Source organism: Streptomyces megasporus, from assembly GCF_000718985.1.
GTDB classification, from domain to species: Bacteria; Actinomycetota; Actinomycetes; order Streptomycetales; family Streptomycetaceae; genus Streptomyces; species Streptomyces megasporus.
Genome location: NZ_JODL01000017.1, coordinates 61,300 through 82,370 on the forward strand (window position 1 = coordinate 61,300; position 21,071 = coordinate 82,370).

A 21,071-nucleotide genomic window follows, 5' to 3' on the forward strand; every position below is an offset into this window, starting at 1 on the left:
GACGCCCGTGCCGCTCGCGTCGCCCGCCGTGTCGTCGCGCGGCTCAGCCGTAGACGATGCGGCGCAACTGCCGTTGGGAGAGTTCGGGCGGCGCCACCGCGCGGTGCGGCAGTTCGGCCGCGATCCGCTCGAAGATCTCCGGGTTCGTCAACCCTCGGGCCTGCAACTCCCGGTGGCGGCGGCGCACGAACTCCTCGACCGTCTCGTCGAAGTACGCCAGGACGTCCAGGACCACGCGGACCGCCTCGCCGCGCCGGAGCGGCGTGGAGCGGACCAGGTGGTCGACGAGGTCTTCGTGGAGTGCGAGGCGTTCGAGCACCCGTTGATACTGCGGTTCGACGGTCCCTTGCGCAAGAAATCTGCCCGATATCGGGCAGGAGTGAGGTGAAAGAGCGACGGACGGGCCGGAAGGTGATCCGTGCTGTCCGCCCGTACCCGGACAAGAGGGGACGACGAGACCACCCCGCCGGGCCTGAGCCGGACGGGGTGGGTCGAGGTGCGGCACTCCCACGGCCGGGCCCCGGCACCCGTGTCGAGGGCGCCCGAGGGCGGCGGGACGTTCTCCGGAGCGCCGTCCCGCCGTCGGAGCTCGCCGTCGGAACCCGCCGTCAGAACCTGCGCAACACCGCCTGCTTGGCCGCGGTGAACTCCTCGTCGGTGAGGATTCCGTCCCGGCGCAGCTCGCCCAGCTCGCGCAGCCGCCGCAGCAGGACGTCGTGGTCGGTGTCCGAGGCGGCCGGGGTCTTCGGCTCGCCCTTGGTGAGCGCGGGCGGGGCGCTCTCGTCGGCGGGCAGGGCCTCACCGGCCTCGGAGACGGCCGAGGGGAAGACGGCCGAGGGGTGCGGCAGACGGGCGACGACGGCGGCGGCCAGCAGGACCGAACTGACGTCCTTCGCCTGCCGCACACCCCACAGAACCAGGCAGTTGGGGTCATGGTCGGGCTTGAGGGCGGGGTGCGCCCCCTTGGGGCGGAACCGCAGGTAGCCGTTCTCCAGGCCGATCGCCGGGGACCACTCCACGCTCTCCAGGTCGTGCAGCGCGAACGCGCGGGGGCCGGCGGAGGACTTGCTGCTCTCGGCCATCCAGTTCCATTCGAGGCGGACGCGTTCCCCGTCGAAGGACGCCGTGCCGTCGGTGCCCTGCACCGACAGCGGCACCGACGGGCCGGGCAGCAGGTAGTGGTCGCAGGGCTCCTCGGTGGGCACCTGCTCCAGCAGCAGGGCGTTGCGGACCTCCTCCACGAGGTAATCGGCGACCCCGGAGCGGCCCGGCTCCACCTCCAGGCGGTAGGGGTCGGCCGCTTCGGGCAGTCGCCCGCCCGCGGCCTGGAGGAGTGGGTCGGCCCCGTGCCGCAGCCGCAACCGCAGCCACCCGCTCTTGCGCCCGCGCTCGTACGAGATCCCGGCCACCGCCTCGAGGGGCACCGCCAGCTCGCCCAGCAGCCGCCTCAGCCTGTGCACGCTCTTGTGGTGTCCGGGCACGATGCGCACGGTGCCGCCGTCGAACGTCCAGGTCCCCGACTGCTGGATTATCTCCGCCATGGGCCGATTCTCTCAGTCCGCGACGGTGGGGGCCTCGGGGTTGCACGCCCGGGTCGTCCGGTCGCCCTCCACGCCGTCGGACGTCCGCCTCCGGTGCCCCCACCGCCTTTGACGCCTGTCACGTCCAGTACAGGCCGCGCAGGCGGGAGGTGGTGATGGTGGCCGGTTCGTCGTCGGAGGAGTCGGCCGGGTAGTAGACGGCCTCGAAGCGCAGCCTCTCGTTCCTCGCGATGCTGCCGGAGTGGTGGAAGTCGGCGTAGGTGTTCCCCGAGGTGCCGACGCGCTCGATGATGCCGGATTCCCAGCGGCTGCCGTCCGGCCGCAGATGGTAGAAGCGGCCCTGGAGGGTGGAGCCGGCCGGGATCGTGGTGGTGAGGTGCGCCATGATCTGGTAGCGCGTCGCGCCGGTCACGATGTCCGTGCCCTTGATGTCGAGGGTCGTCCACTTCCTGGGGGCGAGCCGGATGTCGCCGGTCCGGTACTCGCCGATCACGTTCGGCACGTCGTCGTCCTCCTCGTTCCGGTTCCAGCCGGGTGAGTGGTTCAGGCGCTCGCGTACGCGGGAGCGCATGGTGTTCATGGAGAAACCGCGGGGGTCGACCTTGCCGGGCTGCCACTCCAGGTGCCCGATCACGGACTCGGCCTTCCAGCCGTGGTGCCGGCACAGGGCCGCGGAGGCGCGTTCGATCGCGTCGAGCTGGGCGGCGGGCCAGGGGTCGCGGCCGTCGCCGAGGTTCTCGCACTCGAAGCCGTAGAAGTGACGGTTGCCGTCGGTGTTGGCCTCGTTGTCCGCGGGGAGGGGGGAGCGTTCGGCGATCACCGCGCGCAGCACGTCGTCGTCCCCCATGCCGGCGTGGTTGGCGCGGCCGTGGCCGACCAGGTGCACCCGGCCGTCCTTGGTGATCACGCCGTGGCACAGCGGACCGGGCAGGGAACTGTGGCCGTTTCTGCAGATCTCGACCGTCCGCGCCGATCCGGAAGTGACGGTGTGGTGGATCATCACCCCGTGCACCGGCCCCCAGGGGCCCTTGTGGTTGCGGTTGTGCGTGCGCCAGCCACCGACCTCGACGACCCTCAGCCCCTCCTTCTTCAGCGCGGCGACGAGCGCGCTCGCGCCAATGGGAGTAGCCATATGTATTCTCCTGACTACTTTGAGTAGGGGTGTTTGCTTGTTTCTTACCCACTTCCGGGTGTGCGCGCCGGGAGTTTCCATGATTTTTCAGAGCGCTTCGCCGTGCGGCGCGGGCCTCGCCGGCCCGAGGGGCGCGAGGAGGGCCGTGGCGCCCCGGATACCCTGGTGGAGCCGTCGCCCGGTGGGGCGTCGGAGGCGACCGCTCGCATCCGAGCGGCAAGGGATGTTAAGAATAGGCTTGTGATCGGACTTTTCAGCCGATCTTGGGATTCGTTGTCCCGTCTGCTCGGCACCCGTCGCCCGTCGGAACGGAGCGGGAGCGGCGGCACGGAGGGCGAGGATTCCGGGCACCGGACAAGGCGATCGTCGTCGGGGCGGCACCCCGGCTCGCTGCTGGGCGTGCGCAGCCTGGCGGGTCAGGTCTTCGTCGTACAGGCCGTGCTCGTGCTCCTGCTCGTCGTCGCCGCGGTGGTGGCCCTGCTGGTCCAGGCCGGGAACACCGCCGAACAGGAGGCCCGCAACCGGTCGATCGCCGTCGCCGAGACGTTCGCCGCCTCGCCCGGGCTGCCGGAGACGTTGGGGAACGAGAACCCCACCGAGGTCCTCCAGCCGCTCGCCGAACGGGCCAGAGAACGCTCCGGCGTGGACTTCGTCGTCGTCATGGACACGGACGGGATCCGCTACACCCACCCCCTGCGCGACCGGATCGGCGAGCGCTTCGTCGGCACCATCGAACCGGCGCTGGAGGGGGAGGTGGTCACGGAGGAGATCGTCGGGACCATCGGCCCGCTGGTGCAGGCGGTGGTCCCCGTCGTCGGCCCCGACGGCTCGGTGGTGGGTCTGGTCTCGGCGGGCATCACCGTCGGGAAGGTCAGCAGCGGGGTGCAGGAGCAACTGCCGCTGCTCTTCGGCGCCTCCGCGGCGGCGCTGCTGCTGTCCATGGCGAGCACGGCGGTGGTCGGCAGGCGGCTGCTGCGCCAGACCCACGGACTGGGGCCGGCCGAGATGACCCGCATGTACGAGCACCACGACGCCGTGCTGCACTCGGTGCGCGAGGGCGTGCTCATCGTCGGGGCCGACGGCCGGCTCCTGCTCGCCAACGACGAGGCGCGCCGGCTGCTGGACCTGCCCCCGGACGCCGAGGGCCGTTCCGTCTCCGACCTCGGTCTCCCGCCGCGCACCGGCAGGCTGCTCGCCTCCGGACGCGCGGCCACGGACGAGGTCCACCAGGTGGGGGACCGCATGCTGGCCGTCAACCACGGACCCACGGACCGCTTCGGGGGCCCGCCGGGCAGCGTGGCGACGTTCCGGGACTCCACCGAGCTGCGGGTGCTCTCCGAGAGCGCCGAGGCGGCCCGCCGGAGGCTGAAGCTGCTGTACGACGTGGGCACGGGCATCGGCACCACGCTGGACATGGTGCGCACGGCCGAGGAGTTGGCCGAGACGGTGGTGCCCCGGTTCGCCGACTTCGTCACCGTCGACCTGGCCGACGCCGTGCTGCGCGGGGAGGAACCCGCGGGCGGTGCCGTGAACATGCGCCGGGTGGCCGCCCACGGCATTCGGGAGGTCCCGTCCTTCCACCCGAAGGGCGAACTGATCACCTTCCTGCCGTCCACGCCGCAGGCGCGGGGCTACCGGTCCGGACGCGCGGTCCTGGAGGCCGACCTGACCACTGCCCGAGAGTGGCACGAGCAGGACCCCGAACGCGCGCGGCGGATCGTCGAGGAGGGCATCCACACGCTCGTCACCGTCCCGCTGCGGGCACGCGGCATCGCGCTGGGCGTGGTCAACTTCTGGCGCTCCCGGGAGCACGGGCCCTTCGACGACGACGATCTGTCGCTGGCCGAGGAACTGGTGGCCCGTGCCGCGTCCGCCGTCGACAACGCCCGCCGCTACACGCGCGAGCACACCATGGCCGCCACCCTCCAGCGCAGCCTGCTGCCCCGCGCCCTGCCCGGGCAGGAGGCCCTGGAGATCGCCCACCGCTACCTGCCCGCCCAGTCGGGGGTGGGCGGGGACTGGTTCGACGTGATCCCGCTGTCCGGGGCCCGCGTGGCGCTGGTGGTCGGCGACGTGGTCGGCCACGGCCTGCACGCGGCGGCCACCATGGGACGGCTGCGCACCGCCGTCCACAACTTCTCCGCCCTGGACCTGCCGCCCGACGAGATCATCGGACGTCTCGACGAGCTGGTGAGCCGGAGCGACCGGGACGGGGACGGCGACGGGATGCCGGACGGCACGAGCGGGATGATGGGCGCGACCTGCCTGTACGCGATCTACGACCCGGTCTCCCGGAGCTGTGTCGTGGCCCGTGCCGGACACCCGCCGCCCGCGCTCGTCCACCCCGACGGAACCGTGGAGTTCCCCGACATCCCCGTCGGCGTCCCCCTCGGCCTGGGCGGGCCGCCCTATGAGACGGCCGAGATCGAACTGGCCGAGGGCAGCCGACTGGTGCTGTACACCGACGGGCTGATCGAGGACCGGGGGCGCGACATCGACGTCGGGCTGGCCCTGCTGGGAGAGGCCCTGGCCCGGGCGGGCGAGTCCCCCGAGGAGACGTGCGACACGGTGACCGACGCGCTGCTGGCCGAGCGCCCGCGCGACGACGTGGCCCTGCTCGTCGCCCGTACCAGGGCCCTGGCGTCCGACCGGACCGCGGTGTGGGACGTGCCCTCGGACCCCGCCGCGGTCTCCGTGGTCCGCGGCGCGGTCACGCGGCGGCTGGCCGACTGGGGATTGGACGAGCTGGTGTTCACCACCGAGCTGATCCTCAGCGAGCTGGTCACCAACGCCATCCGGTATGCCACCGGCCCCGTCCAGGTCAGGTTGCTGAGGCTGGAGCGCAGTCTGATCTGCGAGGTCTCCGACACGAGCAGCACCCTGCCGCACCTGCGCCGCGCGGCGACGACGGACGAGGGGGGACGGGGACTGTTCCTGGTGGCGCAGCTCTCCGAGAGCTGGGGCACCCGGCGCACCCGGACCGGGAAGGTGATCTGGGTCGAGCAGCCGCTGCCCTCCGCCTGACCGGCCCGCGGGAGCGAGGCGCCGGACGGGCCGGACAGGAGGAGACGCACGCGCGGACCGAGGCCGCACCGGGTTCCGTTCCGCACCGGCCGGTGCGGAACGGAACCGTGGCGCACGGCGGGCCGTGCCCGTGTCGGAGCGTCAGGAGGCGACGCCCAACTCCCGGGCGATCAGCATGCGCTGGACCTCGCTGGTGCCCTCGCCGATCTCCAGGATCTTGGAGTCGCGCCACATGCGGGCCACCGGGTACTCGTTCATGAAGCCGTAGCCGCCGTGGATCTGGGTGGCCTCGCGGGCGTTGGTGACCGCGATCTCGGAGGAGTACAGCTTGGCGATGGCCGCCTCCTTCTTGAACGGCTCGCCCGCCAACAGCCGGGCCGCCGCGTCACGCCAGGCCAGACGGGCGGTGTGGGCGCGCATCTCCATGTCGGCGAGCTTGAACTGGATGGCCTGGTTGGAGCCGATCGGGCGGCCGAAGGCGTGACGGGTGCCGGCGTAGGCGACCGACTCGTCCACACAGCCCTGGGCGAGACCGGTGGCCAGGGCCGAGATGGCGATGCGGCCCTCGTCCAGGATGCGCAGGAACTGGGCGTAGCCGCGGCCCTCCTCGCCCAGCAGGTTGGAGACCGGGACCCGGACGTCGGAGAAGGACAGCTCGCGGGTGTCCGAGGCGTTCCAGCCGACCTTGGAGTAGGGGGCGGCGACGGTGAAGCCCGGAGTGCCGGAGGGGACGATGATCGTGGAGATCTCCGGGCGGCCGTCGGGCTTGCGGCCGGTGACGGCGGTGACCGTGACCAGGCCGGTGATGTCGGTGCCGGAGTTGGTGATGAAGCACTTGGTGCCGTTGATCACCCACTCGTCGCCGTCGCGGACGGCGGTGGTGCGGGTGCCGCCCGCGTCCGAGCCGCACTCCGGCTCGGTCAGGCCGAACGCGCCGAGCATCTCGCCCGAGCACAGCTTCGGCAGCCACTCGCGCTTCTGCTCCTCGGTGCCGAAGCGGTAAATCGGCATGGCGCCCAGCGAGACGGCGGCCTCCAGGGTGATGGCGATGGAGGAGTCCACCCGGGCCAGCTCCTCCAGGGCGAGGCAGAGGGCGAGGTAGTCGCCGCCCATGCCGCCGTAACCCTCGGGGAAGGGCAGGCCGAACAGGCCCATGCGGCCCATCTCGCGGACGATCTCGTAGGGGAACTCGTGGTTCTCGTAGAACTCCCCGATCTTCGGCGCGACGACGTCGTGCGCGAACTCCTCGACGGTGCGGCGCAGTTCCTCGTGCTCGGGGGAGAGGCGGTGGTCAAGGGACATGGCTTCACTGCTCCTTGTGGGAGTCGCGGGAGTCCTGGGAGGCGGTGGTGGTGCTCCGGGGGGCCAGGGCGCGGACCGTGCGGGAGGGGCTGGGGCGACCCAACCGCTCGGCCATCCACACGCTGGTGGCGGTGAGACGGCCGAGGTCGATCCCGGTGTCGATGCCGAGACCGTGCAGCATCCACACCAGATCCTCGGTGGCGAGGTTGCCGGTGGCGCTCTTCGCGTACGGGCAGCCGCCGAGGCCGCCCGCGGAGGAGTCCACGGTGGTGACGCCGTGCCGCAGGGCGGCGAGGGTGTTGGCCAGCGCCTGGCCGTAGGTGTCGTGGAAGTGGACGGCGAGACGGTCGGTGGGCACGCCCGCCTCGTTCAGGGCGGTCAACAGGGCGGTGACGTGACCGGGAGTGGCCACGCCGATGGTGTCGCCCAGGCTGAGTTCGTCGCAGCCGAGGTCGAGCAGGCGGCGGCAGACGCCGACCACCGTCGCGACGGGCACCGGGCCCTCCCACGGGTCGCCGAAGCACATCGACAGGTAGCCGCGCACCCCGGCGCCCGCCTCCTTGGCGCGGGCCACCACCGGCTCGAACATCGCCAGGGCCTCATCGACCGTGCGGTTGAGGTTGGCCTTGGCGAAGGACTCGGTGGCGCTGCCGAAGACGGCCACCTCCCGGGCGCCGAGGGCCAGCGCCCGCTCCAGGCCGCGCTCGTTCGGCACGAGCACCGGCAGCCGCACGGCCTCGTCCCCCTCGCGGTCGGCGAGGTCGAAGACGGAGGGGAACAGCCGCTCGGCGTCGGCGAGTTGGGGCACCCACTTGGGGTGGACGAAGCTGGTCGCCTCGATGGTGCGCAGCCCGGCGTCGGCGAGCCGGCGGATGAACTCCGCCTTCACCTCGACGGGGACGACGGCCGACTCGTTCTGCAGACCGTCGCGCGGCCCCACCTCGTGGACGCGGACGCGGGCCGGGAGCCCCTCGGCGGGGAAGGCCATGGGCAGTCCGTCGATCATCGCGCGGCCTCCTCGGTCGAACCGGCGGGCTTCTCGGCTTCCCCGGGCTTCCCGGACTCCTCGGGCTCCTTGGGCTCGACGACGGCGAGCACCTGGTCCATGGCGACCGTGCTGCCGGGGGCGACGTCCAGTTCGACGACGGTGCCGTCGTAGGGGGCGGCGATGACGTGCTCCATCTTCATCGCCTCCACCACCAGCAGACTCTGACCGGCGGTGACCACGTCGCCGACGGTCGCCTTGACGACGGTGACCGTGCCGGGCATCGGCGCGGTGAGCGTGTCGGCGCCGTGCGCCCCGGCACCGCCCCGCAGAGCCGCCTCGACCGGATCGTGGTCGGTGAGGCGCCAACCGACCCCGTCGCGGCCGAGCCACCGGTCGCCGGCGGCGTGGGCGTGGACGAAGGAGTGAGTCACCCCGTTCCACTCCAGCAGCACCCGGTCGGGAGCGTCGGTGCGCAGCGCGGCCCGCACCGGCGGGGCGTCACCGACGCCGACCTCGGCGTCGGCGGCCCGGCCGCGCACCCGTACGGCCACCGGGTCACGGCCCGGTATCCGCAGGTGGTGGACCGTCCAGGCGGGTTCGCCGCCGAGCCGCCAACCGGTCGGCACGGAGAACGGGTCGGTCCAGCCCGCGGCGGAGCCGGCCTCGGAGGGCGCCCCCGACCCGGTGGGTTCCAGGGAGGCGTGCCGCAGCAGGGCCGCCGCCGCGTACACCTCCTCGGGGACCTCCGACGGCAGCAGCGAGGCCGCGTCGCGGTCCACCAGGCCGGTGTCCAGATCGCCGGATACCACGGCCGGGTGCGCCAGGAGGGCGCGCAGGAAGGCGGTGTTGGTCTCCACGCCCAGGACCGTCGTCTCCGCCAGGGCCGAGCGCAGCCGCCGCAGCGCGGAGGCGCGGTCCGGGCCGTGGGCGATCACCTTGGCGAGCATCGGGTCGTAGCCGGTGCCCACCTCGGTGCCCCGCGCCAGCCCGGAGTCCACGCGGACGCCCTCGCCCGACGGTTCGGACAACAGATGGACCGTGCCGGCGGAGGGGAGGAAGTCCACCTTCCCGCCCGTGGCCCGCGCGCTCTCCGCGCAGATCCGGGCCTCGACCGCGTGGCCGTCGAGAGTGATGTCCTCCTGGGCGAAGGGCAGGGGTTCGCCGGCCGCGACCCGCAACTGCCACTCCACCAAGTCCAGGCCGGTGATCAGCTCCGTCACGGGGTGTTCGACCTGGAGGCGGGTGTTCATCTCCATGAAGCAGTACGCGCCGGGATCGCCGCCGGGGACGATGAACTCCACCGTGCCCGCTCCCCGGTAGCCGCAGGAGCGGGCGGCCCGGACGGCGGCCTCGCCCATCGCGGTACGGGTGGCCTGGTCCAGCAGGGGGCTGGGCGCCTCCTCGACGATCTTCTGATGGCGACGCTGGAGGCTGCACTCGCGCTCGCCGAGGTGCACCACGGTGCCGTGGCCGTCGGCGAGGATCTGGATCTCGATGTGCCGGGGCCGGTCGATCCACCGCTCCACCAGCAGGGTGTCGTCGCCGAAGGCGCCCCGGGCCTCGCGTCGCGCGGCGGCGATCTCGTCGGGGAGCAGCGCCTCGTCGCGGACCAGCCGCATGCCCTTGCCGCCACCGCCGGCCGACGGCTTGAGCAGCACCGGCATGCCGATCTCCAGCGCGGCGGCGGTCAGTTCGGCGTCGGTCAACCCGCTGCCGCTGCTGCCGGGCACCACCGGCACCCCGGCCGCCCGCACCGTCTCCTTGGCGCGGATCTTGTCGCCCATCAGCTCGATGGCGTCCGCGGGCGGACCGACGAAGACCAGACCGGCCTCCTCCACGGCGCGGGCGAAGGCGGCGTTCTCGGCGAGGAAGCCGTAACCGGGGTGCACGGCCCGCGCCCCCGTCCGCCGCGCCGCGTCCAGCAGCCGCTCGACCGACAGATAGCTCTCGGCCGCCGGCGCCGGGCCGATCCGCACCGCGGTGTCCGCCTCGCGCACGTGGCGGGCGCCGGCGTCCGCGTCGCTGAAGACGGCGACCGAGCGCACGCCCAGTCGGCGCAGCGTACGGATGACGCGGACGGCGATCTCGCCTCGGTTGGCGACCAGGACCGTGTCGAACATCGAACGCATCCCCCTCACATCCGGAAGACGCCGTAGCCGGGCGCCGCGGGGTCCTTCTCGGGCAGCGGCGCGTTGGCGCAGGCCGTCAGCGCCAGACCCAGCACCGTGCGGGTCTCCAACGGGTCGATCACGCCGTCGTCCCACAGCCGCGCGGTCGCGTAGTAGGCGTTGCCCTGAGTCTCGTACTGCGCGCGGATCGGGGCCTTGAACGCCTCTTCCTCCTCGGCGCCCCACTCCTCGCCGCGCGCCTCCAACTGGTCGCGCTTGACGGTGGCGAGCACCGAGGCGGCCTGCTCGCCGCCCATCACCGAGATCTTCGCGTTGGGCCACATCCACAGGAAGCGGGGCGAGTAGGCCCGACCGCACATCGAGTAGTTGCCCGCGCCGTAGGAGCCACCGACGACCACGGTCAGCTTGGGCACCCGGGTGCACGCCACGGCCGTCACCATCTTGGCGCCGTGCTTGGCGATGCCGCCCGCCTCGTACTGCCGGCCCACCATGAAGCCCGAGATGTTCTGCAGGAACAGCAGCGGTATGCCGCGTTGGTCGCACAGCTCGATGAAGTGCGCGCCCTTGAGGGCGGATTCGGAGAAGAGGATGCCGTTGTTGGCGACGATCCCCACCGGGTGGCCGTGGATGCGGGCGAAGCCCGTCACCAGCGTCGTCCCGTACTCGGCCTTGAACTCCGCGAACCGCGAGCCGTCCACGACGCGGGCGATGATCTCGCGCACGTCGTAGGGGGTGCGCGAGTCCACCGGAACCGCGGCGTAGAGCCCGGCCGGATCGACCTTCGGCTCCTCCACGGGCTCCACCGGCCACGGCAGCGGCCCGCGCCGGGGGAGGGTGGCCACGATCTCCCGCACGATCCGCAGGGCGTGGGCGTCGTCCTCGGCGAGGTGGTCGGTCACCCCGGAGGTGCGGGAGTGGACCTCGCCGCCGCCCAACTCCTCGGCGGTGACGACCTCGCCGGTGGCGGCCTTCACCAGCGGCGGCCCGCCCAGGAAGATCGTGCCCTGGTTCCGCACGATCACGGCCTCGTCGCTCATCGCGGGGACGTACGCCCCGCCCGCCGTGCAGGAGCCGAGCACCGCGGCGATCTGCGGGACGCCGGCGCCGGACATCCGCGCCTGGTTGTAGAAGATCCGCCCGAAGTGCTCGCGGTCGGGGAAGACCTCGTCCTGCATCGGCAGGAAGGCGCCGCCGGAGTCCACCAGGTAGACGCACGGCAGCCGGTTCTCCAGGGCCACCTCCTGGGCGCGCAGGTGCTTCTTGACCGTCATCGGGTAGTACGTGCCGCCCTTGACGGTGGCGTCGTTGGCGACGATCACCACCTCGCGCCCCGAGACCCGCCCGATCCCGGCGATCACGCCCGCGGCCGGGGCCTGCCCGTCGTACATCCCGTCCGCCGCGAGCGGCGCCAGCTCCAGGAAGGGCGAGCCCGGATCCAGCAGGGCGTCGACGCGGTCGCGCGGCAGCAGCTTGCCGCGTGCGACGTGCCGCGCCCGGGCCCGCTCGCCGCCGCCCAGCCGGGCCGTGGCGAGCTTCTCGCGCAGCCGCGCGGCCAGCTCGCGGTGCGCGGCCTCGTTCGCCCGGGCGGCCTCGGAGGTCGGATCGACCGAACTGACCAGCGGCGGTGCCTGCTGCATGCCCTTCGAGCCCCCTTGCTCGGTTAGTGAGCGTTAACCTCGCCATCAGGTTAACGGCCGCTAACCCGGCTGTCTACAATTCCCCCATGAGCTCCAGGACCGACGCCCCCACCCGCCGCGAGCAGATCCTCGGCGAGGCGGCCCGCCTCTTCGCCGAGCGCGGCTTCCACGGCGTCGGCGTGGACGAGATAGGCGCGGCGGTCGGAATCAGCGGTCCCGGTCTCTACCGCCACTTCGCGGGCAAGGACGCGATGCTCGCGGAGCTGCTGGTGGGCATCAGCGAGCGGCTGTACAGGGGCGGGCGCAGGTGTCTGACGGAGTCCGCCGAGGCCGGGCTCGCGCCGGCGGCCACCCTGGACGCGCTCGTCGAGCGCCACATCGACTTCGCGCTCGACGACCGGGCCCTGATCACCCTCCACGACCGGGAGCTGGACCGACTGCGCGACAGCGACCGCAAGCTGGTGCGGCAGCTCCAGCGCCAGTACGTGGAGTTGTGGGTGGGCGTGGTGCGCGAGGTCCATCCGGGGCTGCCGGAGAAGGAGGCCCGCGCCTCGGTCCACGCCGTCTTCGGCCTCCTCAACTCCACGCCCCACCTCAGCCGCCCCTCGGCCCTCCCGGACCGCGTGACGACGGCCGCCCTCCTCCACCGGCTGGCCCGCGGCGCCTTCGCCGCCGCCGCGGACGGCGTGGACGGCACGGACGGCGCAGAAGGTGCGGACGGCGCGGCGCTGTAAGACGCCGGACGGCGCCGCATGACGCCGCGTGACGCCGCATGACGCCGCGTGACGCCGCATGACGTCGGGCACACTCGCGAACATCCGATCGATCTCCTCTGGACAGCCTGAGCGACCCTTGGGTAACTTGCGCTGAGCAAGCGCTTAGTTTTCCGGCCCCAGGAGGCGAGACGTGCGTCGCACGGTGTTCAACGAGGACCACGAGGCGTTCCGCGAGACCATCCGCGACTTCATCGCCACCGAGGTCGTCCCCCACTACGACGAGTGGGAGAAGCAGGGGTACGTCCCCCGCGACTTCTACCTGAAGCTCGGGGAACTGGGCGTCTTCGGGATCGAGGTGCCCGAGGAGTACGGCGGCGCCGGCGAGACCAGCTTCAAGTACAACGCCGTCATCACCGAGGAGACCGCCCGCGCCGGCGTCAGCTTCGGCGGCTCCAGCGTCCACACCGCGCTGTGCCTGCCCTACCTGCTGAAGTACGCCACCGAGGAGCAGAAGCGCCGCTGGCTGCCGCCCTTCGTCACCGGCGAGATGATGACGGCCATCGCCATGACCGAACCCGGCACCGGCTCGGACCTGGCCGGGATGAAGACCACCGCGAAGCTGTCGGAGGACGGCACGCACTACGTCCTCAACGGCGCCAAGACGTTCATCACCGGCGGCGTGCAGGCCGACCGCGTCCTGGTCTGCTGCCGCACCGCCCCGCCCTCCCCGGAGGACCGGCGCGCGGGCATCTCCATCCTGGTGGTGGACACCAAGAGCGAGGGCTACTCCGTCGGCCGCTCCCTCGACAAGCTGGGCCTGAAGTCCTCCGACACCGCCGAGCTGTCCTTCACCGACGTCAAGGTGCCCGTCGAGGACCTCCTCGGCGAGGAGGGCAAGGCGTTCTCCTACCTCACCCACAACCTCCCGCAGGAGCGCCTGGGCATCGCGCTGGGCGCCTACGCCCAGGCCGCCGCGGCCGTCGGCTTCGCCCACGAGTACGTCAAGGAGCGCACGGTCTTCGGCAAGCCCGTGGCCTCCTTCCAGAACACCAAGTTCGTCCTCGCCGACTGCAAGGCCGACGTGGACGCCATGCAGGCCGTCGTGGACCGGGCCCTGGAGGCCCTGGACGCCGGGGAGCTGACCCCCGCCGACGCCGCCTCCGCCAAGCTGTTCACCACCGAGCTGGCGGCGAAGGTCATCGACAAGTGCCTCCAGTTGCACGGCGGTTACGGCTACATGCGGGAGTACCCGATCTCCCGCCTCTACGCCGACACCCGCGTCACCCGCATCTACGGCGGGACCAGCGAGGTCATGCGGTCCATCATCGCCAAGTCCATGGGCCTGTGAGACGGGCCGCACGGAGGGCCGCACGACCGTGAACACAGTCGGAAACGGCGGGGGCGCCGGACGGGCGCCCCTGCACGCCCTGCTCGACCTGCTGGACCTGGAGCGGGTGGACCGCGACATCTTCCGCGGCGAGAGCCGTTCCGCCGTCGTCCCCCGGGTCTTCGGTGGACAGGTCGCCGCGCAGGCGCTCGTCGCGGCCTCCCGCACGAGCCCCGAGGACCGGCTCGCCCACTCGCTGCACGCGTACTTCCTGCGCCCCGGCGACCCCAAGGCGCCCATCGTCTACACGGTGGACCGCATCCGCGACGGACGGTCCTTCACCACCCGCCGGGTCGTCGCCGTCCAGCACGGGCAGCCGATCTTCCACCTGTCGGCGTCCTTCCAGACGGACGAGGAGGGGCTGGAGCACCAGGAGGCGATGCCCGACGTCCCGGACCCGGAGACGTTGACGCCCGCGGTCGAGCTGCTGCCGCGCCACGCCCATCTCTTCTCCGACCCGGGCGTGGCCGACCGCCTCGCCGAGGCGCGGGCGCCGGTGGACCTGCGGTACGTCGACGACCCGCCGTACCTGACCGCCGGCCGGCCGCGCGAGCCGCGCTCGCGGATCTGGTTCCGCGTCAACGGCAAGCTGGACGGCGACCTCGACCGTCCGACGCTCCACCAGTGCCTGGCGACCTACATCTCCGACATGAGCCTGCTCGAACCCGTCCTCCTCGCCCACGGCCGCGGCGGCTGGACGGTCGGTGACGTGGTGGGCGCGAGCCTGGACCACGCGATGTGGTTCCACCGTCCCTTCCGCGTGGACGAGTGGCTGCTGTACGACCAGGAGAGCCCCACCTCCCAGTCCGGCCGCGGACTGGGCCGCGGCCGGATCTTCACCGCCGACGGGCGGCTGGCGATCACGGTGATGCAGGAGGGCGTGGTGCGGGTGCCGCGCGGCTGAGACCGCGCGGCCGGGTCAGGCGCTCCCGCCCGGCCCGTCCGCCTCCCCGGGTACGGCTCCGTCGGCGTCCTCGACGGGGTCGGCGTCGTCGGCGTCGTCGGTGTCGTCGGCGTCGTCGCCGAAACGGTGCGCGGAGGCGTCCACCTGGGCGATGCGGCGCAGGGCGGCGATGATCCTGTCGCCGAGGAGCGTGCCGACGACCACGGTCTCCACCAGGCTCTCCCGGTCGGCTCGTTCGGCGACGAACTCCACGTCCGCCCGGGCGATGATCTCCGCCGCGTCGGCGTAGGCGTCGAGGAGCCGTGCGAGGTCCCCGTGCCCGAGGCGCCTCATCGCGGCGACGGCCGTGACGAGCGAGTCGACGGCGGTGTAGCGGGGGGAGACCCGCCAGCCGCGCCGGGCGATGAGGGCCTCGGCCTCCGCCCGGACGGCCTCCTCCCCGTCGTCCCCGTCGTCCTCGTCCTCCCCGTCCTCGCCCCCGGCGCCCGCCTCGCCCTTCCCACCGGCCTTCCCGCCGGCCTTTCCACCGATCTTTCCGCCGTCCTCCATGCCGTGTCCCGCGATGCTCGTGGACGCCACTCCCAGCACCTGGTGCACCGGCTGCGACGGGTCGTCGATCGCCGCGAGAACCTCCGCCACGGCGGCCACGGAGAGGCCGCCGACGCCGATCAGAACGCGGACCAGACGCAGCCTGCGCTCGTGCTCCTCGTCGTAGTGCGCCTGGTTGGGGCTGGTCAGCCGGCCGGGCGGCAGCAGTCCCTCCCGCACGTAGAACTTGATCGTCGGTACGGACACGCCGGTTCTGCGGCTCAACTCGCCGATGCGCACGGTGGGTTCCCTTCCTGCGCTCCTTGTGGAACGCCCTTGCCGGAGCGGCTCCCATGGTAGATAGTTTCACTATCCGATAGCGGATAGTGCTGCTATCCATTGTCTCCGGGGGGTTCTCATGCCTTCGATCCGTCGGGCGCTCGCCTGGCACCGGCCGCTGATGCTCTTCGCCGCCGCCATGTCCGTCCTCGCGGTGGTCTCGGCCGTGGGGACGGCGGTCGACGACCGGGTCCTGGTCGGCGCTCCGATCTGGGCCAAGCCGCTGAAGTTCTCGGTCTCGTTCGTCGCCTACTGCGTGACGCTCGCGTGGATGCTGTCCCTGCTCACCCGGTGGCGCCGCACGGGCTGGTGGGCCGGGACGGTGGTCGCCGTGACCTCGGCGGTCGAGATGGCGATCATCGTTCTCCAGGTCGTCCGAGGGGAGCGCAGCCACTTCAACGTCGGAAGCTCCTTCGACCAGGCGCTGTTCGGCGTCATGGGCGCGACCATCGCCGTGCTGTGGACCGGCACCCTGGTCATCGCCCTGCTGCTGTTCCGCGGGGTGGCGACCGACCGGGCCGGCGCCTGGGCGATACGGCTCGGCGCGGTGCTCGCCCTGATCGGCGCGGGACTCGGTTTCCTGATGACGCGACCCACCCCGGAGCAGCGGGCCACCATGGTGCGGGGGACGGTGGACGTGATCGGCGCGCACAGCGTGGGCGTCCCGGACGGTGGGCCCTCGATGCCGCTCACCGGCTGGTCGACGACCGGCGGCGACCTGCGGATCCCCCACTTCGTCGGGATGCACGCGCTCCAGGCGCTCCCGCTGCTCCTGCTGGTGCTCCTGGCCCTCGCGCCGCGCTGTGCGCGTCTGCGGCACGAGGGCGTCCGGCTGCGACTGGTCCTGGTGGGCGCGGGCGGGTACGCCGCCGTGCTCGGCCTCGTCACCTGGCAGGCCCTGCGCGGACAGCCGCTGACGCACCCGGACGGCCTCACCCTCGGCGCGGCGGCCTCCGTCGTCGTCGCGGGATGCCTCGGTGTCGGGCTCGCCCTGCGCACGCCCGCCGTCCCGGCCCCCGCGCGGTCCCCGCGCCCGTGGCGGAACCGGCCCGAGGCGGACGGGCCCGGAGCGGACGGGCCCGTCCGGGGCGGACGGAGCGCTAGCGACCGCGCTCCAGCACGTGGAACAGCGTGAGCCAGTGCTCCGGCGCCACCAGTCCCACCGGCGTGTCCCGGTCCAACTCCGCGGCGCGGAAGGCCGTCCGCACCGTCCGCCCGCCGTACCGTCGCGTCAGGGTGGCGGCCAGGGAACCGCCGAGCCCGGTGAAGCCGAACGCGACGAACTCCCGGTAGTCGGCGAGCCGTCGGCGGGGCAGCAGCGGCGTCGGGCGGCGCTCGATCCGCAGGAGGGCCGAGTCGGTGCGCGGGGCCGGGACGAAGCTCTCGCGCCCGACCCGGCCGCCCGACCGCCAGTGGTGTTCCGGCCAGGTCCGCACCGTCAGCAGGGGCCAACGGCCGTAGTCCCCGGTGTGTTTGCGGGCGTACTCCCGCTGGGTGAGCAGCGTCGCCGAGGTCAGCGCGGGGGCCTCCAGGCACCACCGGACGATGGCGGAGGTGCGGGAGTAGGGGATGTTGCCCACCACGGCGAACGGCTCGCGTGGCGGCCGGGCCCGCAGGAAGTCGCCCCGGACGAGGCGGACGTCGGGGCGCCCGGCGAACCGGCGCGCCAGCCGGGCGGCCGGGCGCGGATCGATCTCGTACGCCACCACCTCCCGGCAGGTTCGGGCCAGGGCGGCGGTGAGCGGTCCCTCGCCGGCGCCGGGCTCGACGACCAGGTCGTCGGGTCCCACCCCGGAGAAGCGCACGATGCGGCGGATGACGGAGGTGTCGTACAGGAAGTTCTGGGAGAGAGTGATGCGGCGGCGTGCCACGGGCTGACGTCCTCTGGTGGAGGACAGGCCGGAGCCCGCCGTGGCGCGCTGCGGCGGCGCGCGGGCACGGATGTGTGCGGGCACGGGGTTCTCGGGCCTGTCCGGGTCTGCTTCGGACACCGGGGCCCTGGGCGCGCGAGAGAGGACGCGGAGAGTCGGGGAGGCGACCGGAGAACCCGGTGACCGGAGAACCCGGAGAAGAACGCACGGGCGGTGCGACAGGGAGCCCGTGGACGGTTCAGACGCTCGACGTGTCCCGGCGGACCAGGGCCGAACGCCGACCGCGCGGACGACGGATCATCAGCGGAGACCAGCCGAGGCACCGCGCGTCGGCGCGCGCCCCGTCGGTGATCGCCGCGCAGGCTGCGGAACACATGGGACCGACGCTAGGGACGGCCCCCGCCCTCGGGCAACCGAATTACGCGGGCGTCAGACCCGCCGTGTCCAGCAGGTACGCCGTCATGGGCTCGTAGTAGCGCGGGTTGACCACGTGGTCGTCCAGGGGGACGGTGACCGCGAGGGTGCCCTCCGCCTCGCCGATGAACAGCGCCGGGTCGTTGCAGTCCGCGAAGCCGATGGTGAGGATGCCGCGCTGCGCCGCGCGGCCCGCCCAGCCGTGGTCGGCGAAGACCAGGTCCGGCAGCGGCTCGCCCTCCCGCTGGAGGGCGTCCAGGATCGCGTTCATCGGCTCGGGGGAGTGGGTGTGCCACAGCGACGCCCCGCGCTCGTGCATCGCGATGTCCGCGAGCTGCACCACCACGCCCTGGTCCGCGATCAGCCCCAGCGGCACCCGGACGATCTCGCACCCGGCCAGGCGCAGCGCGTTCGCCACCCGGCTGTGCAGGTCGATCAGCGCGCCCGGGTGTCCGGTGGCGAACAGCACCCGGTGCCCGGCCTCCGCCGACTTGCGTAGCTGCGCCGCGGCCCGGTCCAGGGCGGCGACGGTCAGCTCCGGATCGATGGTGTCCTGGCCGTGGCGGTGCGCGGGGTCGTCGACGACCCCGCAGCGCTCGGCCATCACCGCCAGCACGTCCTGTTCGTCGGTCCACCTGTCGCCCAGCTCCAGGCCCAGCCAGTAGTGCCGGTCGCCGTTGGCGAGCCTGCGGTAGTGGTCCAGGTTGTTCTCGCGCGGTGTGGCGACGTCCCCCGCGATGCGGGTGCGGACGAGGTGGTCGATCAGCTCGGCGCGGGTGGGGGCGGCGGGGGTTATCGGCATGGGGGCATTGTCCCCCGCGCACACCGGCGAGGGCGATCGGCTTCCGCCGGAGTGCCGCCACGATGTCCTGTACGGACCGTATAAATCGCCGTGCCGGACTGTGGTGTCCGTCCATGGGAGTCCACCCGCTCCGCCCCTACTCTCGACCGCATGAGCATCGACCAGCAGCCCCGTGGCCCCGTCGACTCCTCACGTGTCCCGCGCTTCGCCGGCCCGGCGACGTTCGCCCGGCTGCCGCGTCTGGACGAGGTGGGTCGCACCGACATCGCCGTGGTCGGCGTGCCGTTCGACGCGGGCGTCTCCTACCGCCCCGGCGCCCGGTTCGGCGGCAACGCCATTCGTGAGGCGTCCCGCCTGTTGCGCCCCTACAACCCGGCCCAGGACGCGTCGCCCTTCGCGCTCGCCCAGGTGGCCGACGCCGGGGACATCGCCGCCAACCCGTTCAACATCAACGAGGCGGTCGAGACCATCGAGGCGGCGGCCGGGGAACTGCTGGACACCGGTGCCCGGCTGATGACCCTCGGCGGCGACCACACCATCGCCCTGCCCCTGTTGCGCGCGGTGGCCCGCAAGCACGGGCCGGTCGCCCTGCTCCACTTCGACGCCCACCTGGACACCTGGGACACCTACTTCGGTGCCGAGTACACCCACGGCACCCCGTTCCGCCGTGCGGTGGAGGAGGGCATCCTCGACACCTCCGCCCTCTCCCACGTGGGCATCCGCGGTCCGCTGTACGGCAAGAAGGATCTGGACGACGACGCGAAGATGGGCTTCGGCATCGTCACCTCCGCCGACGTGATGCGGCGCGGTGTGGACGAGGTCGTCGACCAGCTCCGGCAGCGCATCGGCGACCGCCCGCTGTACGTCTCCATCGACATCGACGTGCTGGACCCGGCCCACGCCCCGGGCACCGGCACCCCCGAGGCCGGTGGGCTCACCTCGCGCGAGCTGCTGGAGATCCTGCGCGGCCTGGCCGACTGCCACGTGGTCTCCGCCGACCTGGTGGAGGTGGCCCCGGCGTACGACCACGCCGAGATCACCTCGGTCGCCGCCTCCCACACCGCGTACGAGCTGACCACCCTCATGGCGCGCCAGATCGCGGAGGGCCGGGCGTAGCGCCTCGGCCCGGGGTCCACTCGGTGAGGAGACCGTCCGGCGCCGTGCGGGCCAGGGCGGTCACGAGGGTGTCCGCTCGCCACGAGTGGGGAGTTCCCGCCGGCAGGGGTGGGAGAAGAGCGTCGCCGCGCACCGTGAAGTCCTCCAGCCGGTGCGCGGCGATTCCACCTGACGTTCCGCCGGGCCACGCCGCGCGGAGCGCCGGGCGGAATCCGGAAAATGCCGGGAAAAGGACCGAATGGTTGCGGGGGCAATCGCTTTCAGCGTCCCTGGCGAGAACGGTGTGGAGAGTGGGCCTCCGGGCCGGTGTGGGACGGGTTTCGGCCGTCTTTGGCACGGGACGTATCGGGCCGTGCGCGGAACGTGTCGGAAACGTCCGAAGCGGGCCGCCGCAATGTCGCTGGTGACCAGGGGGCGTGTCCCGGCGCCCCGGGAGGATCGGGACATCACGAGAAGCCACTGGTTTACCACAGAACGTTACCGAAAACGATCGATGGGGGTGCGTTCCGCGCCGGTTCTCGACAGACTCGCGTTCGCTATCCGTTACACCCCGACGGACGGAAGGACGCGCCATGCGGAACGCGGTGACGTGCGCCCTGGCGGGCGGCGGCCTGCTGGTGGCGGGCGCGCTCGGTCCGCTGTGCGGGGCGGTGCTCGCCACGCCGTCGCCCTCGGCGCCCCGAGCGCTGGTGCTCGCCGCGCCGCCGGAGCGGTCGGATCGCACGGTCACGCTGGTCTGCGAGTCCGACGCGCCGGGCGCGCGATCCTCCGCGCACTCCGCGCTGGTCTGCACCCGGGTGGACGGCACCGACGATCCCCGGTCCCTGTCGGACGGAGGGGGGACGGCGCTGCCGGCGCACGGCGGCCCGGTGGTCGTCCCGACGGTCGCTGCCGCGGTCGCCGCCGAGGACGGCGGGCCGTCCCGTCGAACCGCCCGCGCCGACGACCGCCCGGCGCGGGCCGAGGGCCCCGAGGACGAGGAGGTCCCCGCCTCCTGAGACGACCCGGGGTTCCGGGCCCGGCCTCTCCCGGAACCCCGCACGACGGCCGGTGCGCCGTGCACGCCCGGGGACAGGCGGCGCGAGCGTCGACCGGCGGTCCCGCGGAGCCTCCTCGCCGCGGGACGGGCCGAACGAGCGGACGGGAACGGCATGTCGGTCCTGTGGGGGGTACCGGCGCACCGCCGCCCGTCGACGCCGCGGCCCGGCGAAGGGCGCGGTCCGGAGAGAATGCCTGGCTCT

General features: G+C 72.9%; 16 protein-coding genes and 1 pseudogene. 7 read left to right on the plus strand and 10 right to left on the minus strand.

The window, feature by feature from the left end; genetic code table 11:
* Nucleotides 1-43: 43 nt before the first annotated feature.
* The 3 genes and pseudogenes from IF47_RS0116425 to IF47_RS31575 form a co-directional block, all read right to left on the minus strand.
* Entirely contained in the window at nt 44-319 is a 276-nt protein-coding gene (locus tag IF47_RS0116425) for a hypothetical protein (protein ID WP_031509545.1), read from the minus strand.
* 289 nt (nt 320-608) lie between these two features.
* Entirely contained in the window at nt 609-1,541 is a 933-nt protein-coding gene (locus IF47_RS0116430; RefSeq protein ID WP_031509546.1) for a DUF4429 domain-containing protein, read from the minus strand.
* Nucleotides 1,542-2,085: 544 nt separating this feature from the next.
* Nucleotides 2,086-2,673 (minus strand): annotated as a pseudogene (locus IF47_RS31575) (N-acetylmuramoyl-L-alanine amidase); the annotation flags it as partial.
* 390 nt (nt 2,674-3,063) lie between these two features.
* Here IF47_RS31575 and IF47_RS0116440 point away from each other — a divergent pair.
* Nucleotides 3,064-5,697 (plus strand): SpoIIE family protein phosphatase, encoded by a 2,634-nt coding sequence (locus tag IF47_RS0116440; RefSeq protein WP_031509548.1) that lies wholly within the window; start codon nt 3,064-3,066, stop codon nt 5,695-5,697.
* Nucleotides 5,698-5,838: 141 nt separating this feature from the next.
* Here IF47_RS0116440 and IF47_RS0116445 read toward each other — a convergent pair whose 3' ends face one another.
* Genes IF47_RS0116445 through IF47_RS0116460 form a run of 4 tightly spaced genes read right to left on the minus strand, consistent with a single transcriptional unit; the run spans nt 5,839 to nt 11,753 of the window.
* Nucleotides 5,839-6,999, minus strand: a complete 1,161-nt coding sequence (locus IF47_RS0116445) for an acyl-CoA dehydrogenase family protein (RefSeq protein WP_031509549.1) — start codon at nt 6,997-6,999, stop codon at nt 5,839-5,841.
* 4 nt (nt 7,000-7,003) lie between these two features.
* Nucleotides 7,004-8,005, minus strand: a complete 1,002-nt coding sequence (locus IF47_RS0116450; protein ID WP_031509550.1) for a hydroxymethylglutaryl-CoA lyase — start codon at nt 8,003-8,005, stop codon at nt 7,004-7,006.
* Entirely contained in the window at nt 8,002-10,107 is a 2,106-nt protein-coding gene (locus IF47_RS0116455; protein WP_078591890.1) for an acetyl/propionyl/methylcrotonyl-CoA carboxylase subunit alpha, read from the minus strand. Before IF47_RS0116455 ends, IF47_RS0116450 begins: the two co-directional genes overlap by 4 nt.
* A 14-nt stretch (nt 10,108-10,121) precedes the next feature.
* On the minus strand, nt 10,122-11,753 hold the full coding sequence (locus IF47_RS0116460) for a carboxyl transferase domain-containing protein (RefSeq protein WP_031509552.1): 1,632 nt from the start codon (nt 11,751-11,753) through the stop codon (nt 10,122-10,124).
* Nucleotides 11,754-11,839: 86 nt separating this feature from the next.
* Between IF47_RS0116460 and IF47_RS0116465 the strand changes: the two genes are divergently transcribed.
* From IF47_RS0116465 to tesB, 3 genes are all read left to right on the plus strand, one after another.
* Nucleotides 11,840-12,487 (plus strand): SACE_7040 family transcriptional regulator, encoded by a 648-nt coding sequence (locus IF47_RS0116465; RefSeq protein WP_051717780.1) that lies wholly within the window; start codon nt 11,840-11,842, stop codon nt 12,485-12,487.
* Between the two features lie 172 nt (nt 12,488-12,659).
* A complete protein-coding gene (locus tag IF47_RS0116470; protein ID WP_031509554.1) occupies nt 12,660-13,817 on the plus strand; it encodes an acyl-CoA dehydrogenase family protein in 1,158 nt (385 codons plus the stop codon).
* 28 nt (nt 13,818-13,845) lie between these two features.
* Nucleotides 13,846-14,760, plus strand: a complete 915-nt coding sequence (gene tesB / locus IF47_RS0116475; protein WP_051717781.1) for an acyl-CoA thioesterase II — start codon at nt 13,846-13,848, stop codon at nt 14,758-14,760.
* A 15-nt stretch (nt 14,761-14,775) separates the two neighbouring features.
* On the opposite strand, the gene IF47_RS0116480 is transcribed toward tesB, so the two are convergent.
* Nucleotides 14,776-15,588 carry a MerR family transcriptional regulator gene (locus IF47_RS0116480; protein ID WP_051717782.1) on the minus strand — a complete coding sequence of 271 codons (813 nt, stop codon included), beginning with the start codon at nt 15,586-15,588 and terminating at the stop codon, nt 14,776-14,778.
* Between the two features lie 178 nt (nt 15,589-15,766).
* On the opposite strand from IF47_RS0116480, the gene IF47_RS0116485 reads away from it, so the two are divergent.
* Nucleotides 15,767-16,762 (plus strand): hypothetical protein, encoded by a 996-nt coding sequence (locus IF47_RS0116485; RefSeq protein WP_245641140.1) that lies wholly within the window; start codon nt 15,767-15,769, stop codon nt 16,760-16,762.
* Here IF47_RS0116485 and erm read toward each other — a convergent pair.
* Both erm and IF47_RS0116495 read right to left on the minus strand, forming a co-directional pair.
* Nucleotides 16,728-17,525: an ErmE/ErmH/ErmO/ErmR family 23S rRNA (adenine(2058)-N(6))-methyltransferase gene (erm, locus tag IF47_RS0116490; protein ID WP_245641141.1), complete on the minus strand. Its 798-nt coding sequence runs from the start codon at nt 17,523-17,525 to the stop codon at nt 16,728-16,730. The genes IF47_RS0116485 and erm overlap by 35 nt on opposite strands.
* Before the next feature lie 391 nt (nt 17,526-17,916).
* Nucleotides 17,917-18,714 carry a phosphatase gene (locus IF47_RS0116495; RefSeq protein WP_031509559.1) on the minus strand — a complete coding sequence of 266 codons (798 nt, stop codon included), beginning with the start codon at nt 18,712-18,714 and terminating at the stop codon, nt 17,917-17,919.
* A 150-nt stretch (nt 18,715-18,864) separates the two neighbouring features.
* Here IF47_RS0116495 and speB point away from each other — a divergent pair, with 150 nt between their 5' ends.
* Nucleotides 18,865-19,830: an agmatinase gene (speB, locus tag IF47_RS0116500; RefSeq protein ID WP_031509560.1), complete on the plus strand. Its 966-nt coding sequence runs from the start codon at nt 18,865-18,867 to the stop codon at nt 19,828-19,830.
* Between the two features lie 572 nt (nt 19,831-20,402).
* Nucleotides 20,403-20,828, plus strand: coding sequence for a hypothetical protein (locus IF47_RS0116505; protein ID WP_031509561.1), 426 nt, complete (start codon nt 20,403-20,405; stop codon nt 20,826-20,828).
* Nucleotides 20,829-21,071: the final 243 nt, after the last annotated feature.

What these genes read in the sequence shown, in the direction of transcription:
- IF47_RS0116430 (WP_031509546.1), bottom strand. Translation starts at nt 1,541, where the DNA reads ATGGCGGAGATAATCCAGCAGTCGGGGACCTGGACGTTCGACGGCGGC.
- IF47_RS0116445 (WP_031509549.1), bottom strand. Translation starts at nt 6,999, where the DNA reads ATGTCCCTTGACCACCGCCTCTCCCCCGAGCACGAGGAACTGCGCCGC.
- IF47_RS0116450 (WP_031509550.1), bottom strand. Translation starts at nt 8,005, where the DNA reads ATGATCGACGGACTGCCCATGGCCTTCCCCGCCGAGGGGCTCCCGGCC.
- IF47_RS0116455 (WP_078591890.1), bottom strand. Translation starts at nt 10,107, where the DNA reads ATGTTCGACACGGTCCTGGTCGCCAACCGAGGCGAGATCGCCGTCCGC.
- IF47_RS0116460 (WP_031509552.1), bottom strand. Translation starts at nt 11,753, where the DNA reads ATGCAGCAGGCACCGCCGCTGGTCAGTTCGGTCGATCCGACCTCCGAG.
- IF47_RS0116465 (WP_051717780.1), top strand. Translation starts at nt 11,840, where the DNA reads ATGAGCTCCAGGACCGACGCCCCCACCCGCCGCGAGCAGATCCTCGGC.
- IF47_RS0116485 (WP_245641140.1), top strand. Translation starts at nt 15,767, where the DNA reads ATGTCCGTCCTCGCGGTGGTCTCGGCCGTGGGGACGGCGGTCGACGAC.
- IF47_RS0116495 (WP_031509559.1), bottom strand. Translation starts at nt 18,714, where the DNA reads ATGCCGATAACCCCCGCCGCCCCCACCCGCGCCGAGCTGATCGACCAC.
- speB (WP_031509560.1), top strand. Translation starts at nt 18,865, where the DNA reads ATGAGCATCGACCAGCAGCCCCGTGGCCCCGTCGACTCCTCACGTGTC.
- IF47_RS0116505 (WP_031509561.1), top strand. Translation starts at nt 20,403, where the DNA reads ATGCGGAACGCGGTGACGTGCGCCCTGGCGGGCGGCGGCCTGCTGGTG.